Raw genomic sequence first — 9202 nt, forward strand, 5'->3', positions numbered from 1 at the left:
GGCAATATCCAAAGTCCGGCTGTCGTTTGCTAAGCCACTCGACACCTGCACCTTTTTCTTGCATTCTTGGCCAAGCCGAAAGCCTTGTTCGGAACCATCGACACGCGCCCCTCAGACCGACCCAAGCCAGCATCGAGCACGGGGCGCGAGCTGTACTCGCAATCCGCCGGATTCAGGGCCCGGTCTTAGTCTGCGCTATCTGGTTTCCACCTGTCAGCGCATTCTTTTCCGCTTGATGTTTGGTCTCCAGCCTTTGTTCCGCCGCCTGAACGTCACCTGGGTAGTAGAGATCATTGGGAATCGGGCGATATCCAACCGACTCCAACTCCTTGAGTTCATGCCGCACTTCTGCACGGGTGAGCTGATGTGTGCCGGGTTCCAGCGACGTTTGCGCGTACACACAGGCCGAGGTTGTCATCAGCACTGCACTCACGATGAGCGAACCACGCGTGGAATGAACAACAAGCCGATTCAGCGAATTCGATTTCATGTCAATACTCCTTGAATGTTCGAGCGAATGATGTCCACAATCGACTTGACTGCGCAGCATGACGCCCTGCACTGGTAAACCGCCAGACCGTCCTCCTTATTCCCAATTCGGTTTCGCAGGATGTATAACCCGGGGTCATGGTTGACACTTCCGGGTAATTCAACTGCCTCGACTCAAATGCCCTGGAACCAGCGAGACACCATGAATGCGATAGCGCCGACATGGTCCAGCATGCGCGTCCCAGGCGCGATCAATGATGAGCGTCGGGATGCCCTTGCGCCGGCGCTGGATCTCGGGCTCACACACGTAGGATATCGGTAGCTCCAGGCCGCCTCGACCAGCAACTGCCTGCCGTAGCTGTTGACAGTTTTTGCAATGCTGCGCCGGCGCTGCTTGTCGCCCGATGAATGTTCCGGTCGCGTAACGCCCATCCAAGCCATCAATTGACGCGGGTGCTCGAAGCGCGACAGATCGCCGACCTCAGAAAGCATGCCTACGGCTATAGTGAACTGCACGCCACGCATCGCCTGCAATCCCAGTACAGTTGGATAGATCCGCATGAACCTGTTTCGTAGACACCAGCATCGGATCGTCTCGCATGTCACGATCACGCCGCGCTCGAAAAGCAGTTCCTCGATGTCGCGCAGACTCAATTGAAAGCGGAAATACCATCGAACAGCGCAGCTGATGACACCAGCCCGGAAACGGTGACCGTGATAGAACGATTTCGATTTCTTCATCGCCCTATCTTATCCGGCGGGTCACGCAACCTGACAACGCCCAGATCGGCTTACAGCGACAGAACCACCCGCGAGAACCGGCACGTGAAAGCACCGGTTGTCACATCAATGCGCGGCGCTCGCAGCGGCATCGGCACTGCTAGCTTTGCCTCGCTTCGTAATCCAGATTAACGGAATGATCACGATCATGATGATCGCCGATGCATAGAAGATATCGTCCAGGCCCATCATTGCCGCCTGTGTCTGCACAAGGTTATCGAACAACGCATACGAAGACCCTGTATTGAGTCCCAGGAGGGAGTGATAGCCGTGGAGTTGTTGATTGAAAAGCGGGTTGGTGGGATTGGACTGCGCCGTCAGGATCTCGTGGTGCATGATGGTCCGATTATTCCACACCACGTTTGCGATCGATGTCCCCACTCCTCCACAAAACATCCGGCCAAAGGTGGACAGCCCTGCTGCCGCAGGCACTTTTTCTGGCGGCTGTCCCGACAAGATGATCACGGTCAACGGCGCGAAGAACAGTGCCATGGGAATGCCCTGTAGTAGCGTCGGAAGGACGATGTGACCGACATCGATGTCGGTGTAGAAATACGACCGCATGTAGTACACAATCGCGAATCCAATGAACGCACACGTGGCGAGAATTCGTGCATCGGAGCGCGGCAGAATCCTACCCATAATAGGAGCACCGAGCACTGCGAAGAAGCCGAGCGGTGCAGTGGCAAACCCCGCGTCGAGCGCACGGTAACCCAAATACTCTTGCATCCACTGAGGCAGCAACACGAGAGTGCCGAAAAATATTCCGTAAGCTATCGAGAGTGAGATCGTGCCGCCGAGAAAGTTACGCTGCTTGAACAGCGACAAGTCGACCACCGGATTCTTGTCCGTCAGCTCCCACGCGACGAAAAATGCGAAGGCGATCAACGCCACTACGGCCAATACGACGATTGTCGTCGACGAGAACCAGTCAAGGTCCTTGCCCTGATCAAGCATTACCTGCAGCGATGCCACCCAAGTGATCAGCAGCAACAGCCCGACGAGATCCACCGGCAGTTTCTTGGTTGGCGTGTCGCGTTCGCGATATAGAGCCCAGACAACGGCAGCAGAGAAGAGACCGACCGGGATATTGACATAAAAAATCCACGACCAGCTGTAACTGTCGGTGACCCAGCCGCCAAGCGCGGGCCCGACGATTGGACCGGTGATAACAATCATGGAAAACAGCGAAAGCGCCATCGAGGACTTCTCTTTCGGCCACGAACTGAGCAAGAGCGCTTGCGACATCGGGATCAGCGGTCCTGCAACCGCCCCTTGCAGCACACGCGCGAAGAGCAACACCGGTAGCGACGGCGCGACCCCGCACAGCCATGAAGACAGAACGAACAACAAAATGGACCCGATAAAAAGGCGAACCTGACCGAGCCGCTGGGTCAACCACCCGGTCAGCGGAATCGACACCGAGTTCGACGCCGCGAACACGGTGATGACCCATGTGCCTATGTCCACGGACGTGCCGAGATTTCCGGAGATGGTAGGAATGGCAACGTTGGCAATCGATGAATCGAGCACGGTCATGAAGCCGGCAAGACCGACGCCGAGCGAGCCTAGAACTAATTTCGCTCCCGTCAGCGGAGGGTGAATCGTTTGAGTTTTTGACATAGCGTTCTCGACTAGATGCAACCTGTCCTTGCGTAACCGGCACGGCCGCCTCAACCTGCGGCGCGCCGGCTACACCCGATTACCTGTTTTCCGCGATGATGCGTTCGATCTCGGCGTTAGCTTCGTCGCCGTACTTTGCGAACACGTTCGTCGTATAGCTTGAGTGCGGTGGATCGCCGAGTTGGCCACCGCTCTGATCCTTGATATCGACGTCAACATTCATCGACAGGCCAACGCGCAGCGGATGCCGGCCGAGTTGCCGCGGGTCCACCTCGATCCGCACGGGAAGACGCTGCACTACCTTGATCCAGTTGCCGGTCGCATTCTGAGCCGGCAGCAGTGCAAGCGCGGACCCGGTCCCAGGAGAAAAACCTACGACCTTGCCGCGAAATGTGATCGACGAACCGTAGACATCCGCCGTGAGCAAGACGGGTTGTCCCACCCGAATATTTCTGAGCTGCCATTCCTTGAAATTTGCGTCGATCCAGACTTGCTCAAGCGGCACGACTGACATCAGCGGCGTGCCCGGCGATACCCGCTGGCCAACCTGTACCGAACGCTCTGCGATATAGCCTGTTACAGGCGCCGGCAGCGTGTTGCGGGCATAGGCCAGATACGCATCGCGGACCTTTGCGGCACTGGCAAGCACGTCGGGATGCCGCTCGATCGTCGTGTTCATGGTGAGAGCGCGGTTCGAAGCGAGCCGTTGTTGCGCAGAGTCGAGTCCAGCCCGCGCCGATCTCAGCGCATCACGCGCGTGTGAGATTTCCTCATCGGAAACAGCGCCTGTCATCCCCGTCGCCAACCGGCGCTGCAGGTCATCGTGCGCCTTTGAAAGGTCGGATTCCCGCTGCGCGACGTCTGCGCGGTATTGATCGTCGTCGACATACAGGCCATGCACGCGGCGCACGGTCTGCGCGAGATCGGCTTCCGCCTGCTGCAGCGCAATGCGCGCGTCAGCCGGATCCAGCACTACTACCGGCTCGCCCATCCTGACTGTCTGCGTGTTGTCCGCATTCACTGCGACAACCGTACCGGTGACCTGCGGCGTAATCTGTACAACATTGCCGTTTACGTATGCATCATCTGTGTCAACATGAAAGCGTGCGTCAAGGAAGTAATAGAGGCCATAGGCGACAGCGGCGATCAGGATGACGATGAAAAGAAGAATCATCGTTATCTTGCGTTTGCGATTGCTTGCCGGCTTTATACTTTCTGTGGATTTATCAGGCGTACTCATGAATATGCTCCTTGGTTTTCTCGATGCGTGTTATTTACTCGGGTGGATGTTAAGGGTTCAGTTAGCTGCGGTCTGCTTCAACGGGGTGGCTGGCGCGTCTGTCGGCACGACAAGCCCCGTCTGCGTTGCATCGAAACCGCCACCGAGCGCCTTGATCAGAGCGATCTGCATACTGCGGCGACTCATCTTCAGGTTCGTCACCGTCTGTTCAGCGGCGAGACGGTTCTGATCGGCATTCAGCACCTGCAACTGTTCGGATAGGCCAGCCTTGTAGCGGACGACTGCCAGTTGATACGCTTTCGTTGATGCGTCAAGCGCACGCTGCGCGTCGCCCGACTGCTGGTCAATCGAACGGATCGTCGAGATCTGTGTCGCCGCGTCTGCCAGCGCGTTGATCAGCGTCTGGTTGTAGTTCGCGACATCGAGATCAAAATCCGCATAACGACCCTTCAGTTGCGAGCGAAGGGCACCGGCATCAAAGATCGGAAGATGCACCGCCGGACCAAACTGGATCTGACGGCTCGCAGACGTGAGGAAGCGTCCCCAGCCGAACGCATCGAAACCAAGACCGGCAGCTAGATTGACGTCAGGGAAGAACTCCGCCTTGGCTTCCTTCACGTCATGCAGCGCGGCTTCGACTTGCCAGCGTGCGGCCACGATATCCGGGCGGCGCGACACCAAATCAGCTGGCAGCTTATCCGGCAGCGCGACGACATTGCCGGTCGTGAGGGCTGGCTGTGTAATCTGCAGGCCACGGTCAGGTCCCTTGCCGAGCAGTGCGCCGAGCTCATAGCGCACCACGGTGATCTGGCCATCGAGATCGCTCAGGTTCGTCTGGCTCGTCGCAATGTCGCCTAGCGCCGTCTGCTTCTCGACATTGGTGTCGAGCCCGGCTGTGACTCGCCCGTTAGTTATGTGGCTGATGTCCTGGCGATCGCGGATTTCATTCGAGGCAATGTCACGCAGTTCGTATAACCGCGCCAGCTGGTTATAGGTGCTCGCCACTGAAGCGGCGAGCGTCACGCGGGCCTGCTGCAGGTCCGCTTCGGTGGCCTTTTCCTGCGACACCGCCTGCCCGAGACGCTCACGGTTCTTGCCCCACAAGTCCAGATCCCACGACGCGCTCGCCAGCACATTGTTCTCGCTGTACCAGTTTCCGCCATATGGCGGGGGGTAAAGCGCGGTGCCCGAGAACAGTTCCCGGCTCCATGAATAGCTGCCGGTAGCCTTCGGGTAGAGCGCCGATTTCGACGAATCGATATACGAGGCTGCCTTTTCGATTCGAGCCCGGGCCTGGGAGATCGACGGGTTGCCTTGCAGCGATTCATCGATTAACCGAGGCAACTGCGGGTCACCGAACTGGCTGGCCCAATCCAGCGACGGCCATTGGCCACCTTCGTCTGGCAGGCTCCGGCTGGACTCGTACTGTGCCGGCGACGATATATGCTTGTCGCTCCGGATGCCAGCGTAGTTCACACACCCTGCAAGAGCCAAAGCCATCACTGCGGCGGCTGCGCGGCTTGTTCGGACGCGAACCAAAGTCTGAGGAATAGTCATCGCGATTTCCTATTAGTTCAAAAAGTTGTTTCCGTCATTTAAATATTTCTTTAGGTATTCGAAACGTCTCTCGTAACGCGGAACAGTTCGCATCTTAGAAAGGCCGCCTGCTCAGGCCCGAACTTGCGTTCGAACTCGTCCTGCGCAGCACGCCAATGCACCATTGCCTCATTCAGCTTCACGCGGCCGCTTCCGGTGAGAGCGAATTGGAGACGGCGATTCACCCGCCAGTCAGGCTCACTGGCGACAAAACCATTCCGCAACAACGGTCCCAGCACGCGCACCAGTGTGGTTCGATCCATCACCATTGCGCGCGCCAGTTCCATCATCGTCAAGCTGGAACCACCGTCGAGCGCACCAAGGATGCTGAACTGAGTCGTCGTCATGCCCACCTGGGACAGGTGCCGGTCGTACAACTGGGAAATGTGCCGAGCCGCTTGACGAACCGCGAAGCAGTCGTCGTTTTCGGGTGTTCTACTGTGCATGTGCACAAATGTAGTGGCGCTGCGGTGCGCGATCAATGCTCGTCGGTGCATCAATTTTTAACGTCGGGCGCAAGAATCAAGAGCTGAACTACAGCGTGGACGTGGCCCAGGGGGATGGCGCAGAGCAGTACGTCTACGACTTCGTTGAGGTGGACGGTTTGCGTTTTCCGACGAAGCGGCGCGCTTATCTGGGCGCGGACGACCTGCAACTGCGTCGTGACCACTTGATGGTCTCGATCGATCTCAATGATTTCAGGCTCGCGAAAGCGCGATTTCGATAACAGACGGGCGGATGTAAGGACCATCCTGCCCAGTGGGTTCGGATTGAGATCGAGACCGAAATATCATGAAAATTCATGACAGTGGTCTGGGCAAAATCCGTTGAATCGTCGAGTGTTCAATTACCCGGCCTCATTCGTTTCGACGCCGTAAGTTTCACTACGAATGAAATGCTTGCCCCAAGCGCACAGGGTGAACGAGTGGCACGCGCCGGCAGTACCGTCGCGTGCGCCAAGCTCACTCCTTGTGAACAACGATTGCTTCCACCAAGGCCCAAACGCTCGACGGTCCACTTAGATTGGCGTAGCCCGTTTTGTCTTTTCCCACCACCCGACGACGCGTTGCAAAGGTGAATCCGTCAAAGATGCGAGAGTCGTAGCAATAGTGTGCAGCATCGCCCTTTGCCACGTCTGTGAAGTAGTCGTGCCGCTGCAAGATGCCCTGCTCGTTGAAGTAGAATTTCTGCTGCGCGCAATGCGTATCGATTGACGGAGGGAAGCTCACGGCTAGCACACGCCAGGTCTGGCCGTTTTCTTCGTGCGGGTCGATCTCTTCGGTCTTTACGCCCTCGGACGTAAAGATGAATGGCATATTCAGGTAGTTCCAGAATGCGTAGCCGATGAAATACAAAAACTGCAGGTCGGTCCATGGGGTTTCCCGCGTATGCCCTTCGTAGCTCTCCCGCGGATTGTCCATCTGACTGACAATTTTTCCCGCATCTGTCTTGATGAAGACTTTCCCGTTCTCGAAAACGCCTTGGAATCCACGTGCGGGAAACGGCGAGATCAACGTACGCATGTGCTTCGTATCTACGCTTAGCAGTACGTTGTTCAGTCCGTCAGGATGTTTCTTTTTTTCAAAGAGGAAACCCGACAGATTTAGACGGATGTCGACGCGTTCGACTTTGCGCCAATTTTCGAGGCCACCATGCGCATCCAAAGCGAGTTGCAGTAGTTCGTTCATGGTTCTCTTAAACCGTCGTGGCATTAAGGATCAGAGCGTCGAACTTCGCATCCAACTTCAGTGCAGCCTCTTTAAGGTCGGGATTAGCATCGTCGATCGAGATGAGAGATGACGGACGGACGTACGTCACCGCGCAACCTTCACCGCCCGCGCACTCAGTGAGCAAAAGTTCTACCGGAGCAAACAACCCCGCCGTCAGATCATGACGAATCATGGTGATCGCGATCAAAGGATTACCCAGAATCCAGCGGATGGTGCGCCGTTTAATGCCAAACTTGGCAATCCATCCCCCGTGATCGATCGCGCTAAAGACCATAAAACCGCTGGATCCGACAAATTTCCGCTCGACTTCCTTGACGTATTCCGCCTCAGAGATGTCGGTCTTTGCAAGATCAACCACTCCTGAGACAGTTACTTGTCCGGTCAGGTCGCGCAGTCGCGACAGGACTGTATCAAAGGAGGCCGTCGTCGCAACCTCCACACGTACGCCGGCAAAACTTCTTTCTGTTACTTTGGGTTCGTTCTTCATCGTGAAATTCCTCAATTTTCTGAGCCGTGAAGCATCGCTCGCGGAAGCAGTCGGGCCACCCGGTTTGGGTGGCAGTCAATGGTTTGTGCAGCAGCAGAATCGGGATTCGTTTTCGAGCTCTCGTCGCCTGACTGGCTTTTGAGTAATGACGCCGCTTCGGTCCAAGGCAAGGTTCGCAATGGTGAATGCACCAGTCGTCCGGTCTGTCACTGTTGCCTGAAGGCATCCAACCACACAAAGATTAGTACCGCCCGAGCGGATAAACAATTCTTGAAAGGAGCATTAGTTTGTTGCTCCGAGGAGATTAGTTTCGAAAGTCGCCCGCGTGCTTCATATCGCTGGAGAAGCCTTCATCGTTCAATCGGCGTGAGCCGCATGCAGGTGAGGGAGGCGATCATCGCGCTGGAAGTGCCGGGTGTGCGACGTGCGTGTAGGGTCGGGCATCTAGGTGGCCGAAGCACCCGAGTCGCGGTCCGTGACGTTCGAAGTGCCGCGCGGGCCAGGCCCGATCGAGACGCTGCGCACGCGGGCGGAGATCGAAAGCAAAATCGCGGCGCTCGCCGCGACCGAACGCAAGGATTCGGACCTCGACCGGCTCTTCTCTGCGTTGCGCGATGCGGGAAAACATAAACGACAAGGCCTCGAACGAGACCGCTGTCCGCAAGTTCCATCTGGCGATTGCGCGGGAGGCGGGAAACGAAATGCTCCGGCTCGTGGTGACCACGATGTAGGACAACTCGCGCGCCGACCCGTTGTGGAAAAAATTGAGGAGCACTCCCATACGTCCGCGTTGCGCGCGGCTTCACAGGAAGATCATCAGCGCATCTTTTCGGCCATCATGGCGGGCGGCGCGGTGATCGTAAAAATTAAAAGTGTCAGCGGAAAATAAAAAGTCTCAAACGTCTTCACAATGTGGGATGTACGGATTGGTGCCGTCCGCAGCAGGGCGAGGGATATCGGCTTGATCCTTCGTGTCAGGCTACTGGCAATAAAACCGGTGAGCTGAGGCGCGTCGTGGCCGAGATGGAATGGACACCGCCCTCCCTTCGGGGAAGTGGGCTTGATGGAGGGCCTCCAGAACCGAACGGCATCAATGTGCCAAAGTGGAGTTGCGACACAACCACTTGAGGAACGGAGGCCCTAAATGAATGCTACGACATATGGACTGGATGTTGCAAAGCGGGTGTTCCAGATGTACTGGGTCGACGCGCTAACTGGCGAGATAGCCAACCGCCGGTTCGGACGCGACGATTTAAT

Annotated in this window: 8 protein-coding genes and 4 pseudogenes; 3 read left to right on the top strand and 9 right to left on the bottom strand. The window is 56.8% G+C overall.

Features of this window, described 5'->3' with window-relative positions:
• Positions 1-172 precede the first annotated feature (172 nt).
• The 7 genes and pseudogenes from AWB69_RS35210 to AWB69_RS35235 all read right to left on the bottom strand — a co-directional run bounded on the left by AWB69_RS35210 (position 173) and on the right by AWB69_RS35235 (position 6075).
• A complete protein-coding gene (locus tag AWB69_RS35210; RefSeq protein ID WP_062091414.1) occupies positions 173-490 on the bottom strand; it encodes a DUF4148 domain-containing protein in 318 nt (105 codons plus the stop codon).
• 207 nt (positions 491-697) lie between these two features.
• A pseudogene (locus tag AWB69_RS46315) lies at positions 698-1047 on the bottom strand (transposase); the annotation flags it as partial.
• Between the two features lie 18 nt (positions 1048-1065).
• Positions 1066-1230: pseudogene (locus AWB69_RS51115) on the bottom strand (IS6 family transposase); the annotation flags it as partial.
• A gap of 105 nt (positions 1231-1335) precedes the next feature.
• Complete coding sequence (locus tag AWB69_RS35220; RefSeq protein WP_062091416.1) at positions 1336-2892, bottom strand: DHA2 family efflux MFS transporter permease subunit; 1557 nt, start codon at positions 2890-2892, stop codon at positions 1336-1338.
• 79 nt (positions 2893-2971) lie between these two features.
• Positions 2972-4132 (bottom strand): HlyD family secretion protein, encoded by a 1161-nt coding sequence (locus tag AWB69_RS35225; protein ID WP_062091417.1) that lies wholly within the window; start codon positions 4130-4132, stop codon positions 2972-2974.
• Between the two features lie 57 nt (positions 4133-4189).
• Positions 4190-5689, bottom strand: coding sequence for an efflux transporter outer membrane subunit (locus tag AWB69_RS35230; protein ID WP_062091418.1), 1500 nt, complete (start codon positions 5687-5689; stop codon positions 4190-4192).
• A gap of 50 nt (positions 5690-5739) precedes the next feature.
• Positions 5740-6075: a MarR family winged helix-turn-helix transcriptional regulator gene (locus AWB69_RS35235; RefSeq protein WP_331712707.1), complete on the bottom strand. Its 336-nt coding sequence runs from the start codon at positions 6073-6075 to the stop codon at positions 5740-5742.
• Positions 6076-6209: 134 nt separating this feature from the next.
• Between AWB69_RS35235 and AWB69_RS35240 the strand changes: the two genes are divergently transcribed.
• Entirely contained in the window at positions 6210-6455 is a 246-nt protein-coding gene (locus AWB69_RS35240) for a hypothetical protein (RefSeq protein WP_062091419.1), read from the top strand.
• Positions 6456-6690: 235 nt separating this feature from the next.
• Here AWB69_RS35240 and AWB69_RS35245 read toward each other — a convergent pair whose 3' ends face one another.
• Positions 6691-7416, bottom strand: coding sequence for a hypothetical protein (locus tag AWB69_RS35245; RefSeq protein WP_062091420.1), 726 nt, complete (start codon positions 7414-7416; stop codon positions 6691-6693).
• A gap of 7 nt (positions 7417-7423) precedes the next feature.
• Positions 7424-7945 (bottom strand): DUF302 domain-containing protein, encoded by a 522-nt coding sequence (locus tag AWB69_RS35250; RefSeq protein ID WP_062091421.1) that lies wholly within the window; start codon positions 7943-7945, stop codon positions 7424-7426.
• A gap of 303 nt (positions 7946-8248) precedes the next feature.
• On the opposite strand from AWB69_RS35250, the pseudogene AWB69_RS35255 reads away from it, so the two are divergent.
• Positions 8249-8834, top strand: a pseudogene (locus AWB69_RS35255) (FadR/GntR family transcriptional regulator).
• Between the two features lie 255 nt (positions 8835-9089).
• Positions 9090-9202, top strand: a pseudogene (locus AWB69_RS48195) (IS110 family transposase); the annotation flags it as partial.

It is taken from the genome of Caballeronia udeis, from assembly GCF_001544555.2.
Classification (GTDB): domain Bacteria; phylum Pseudomonadota; class Gammaproteobacteria; order Burkholderiales; family Burkholderiaceae; genus Caballeronia; species Caballeronia udeis.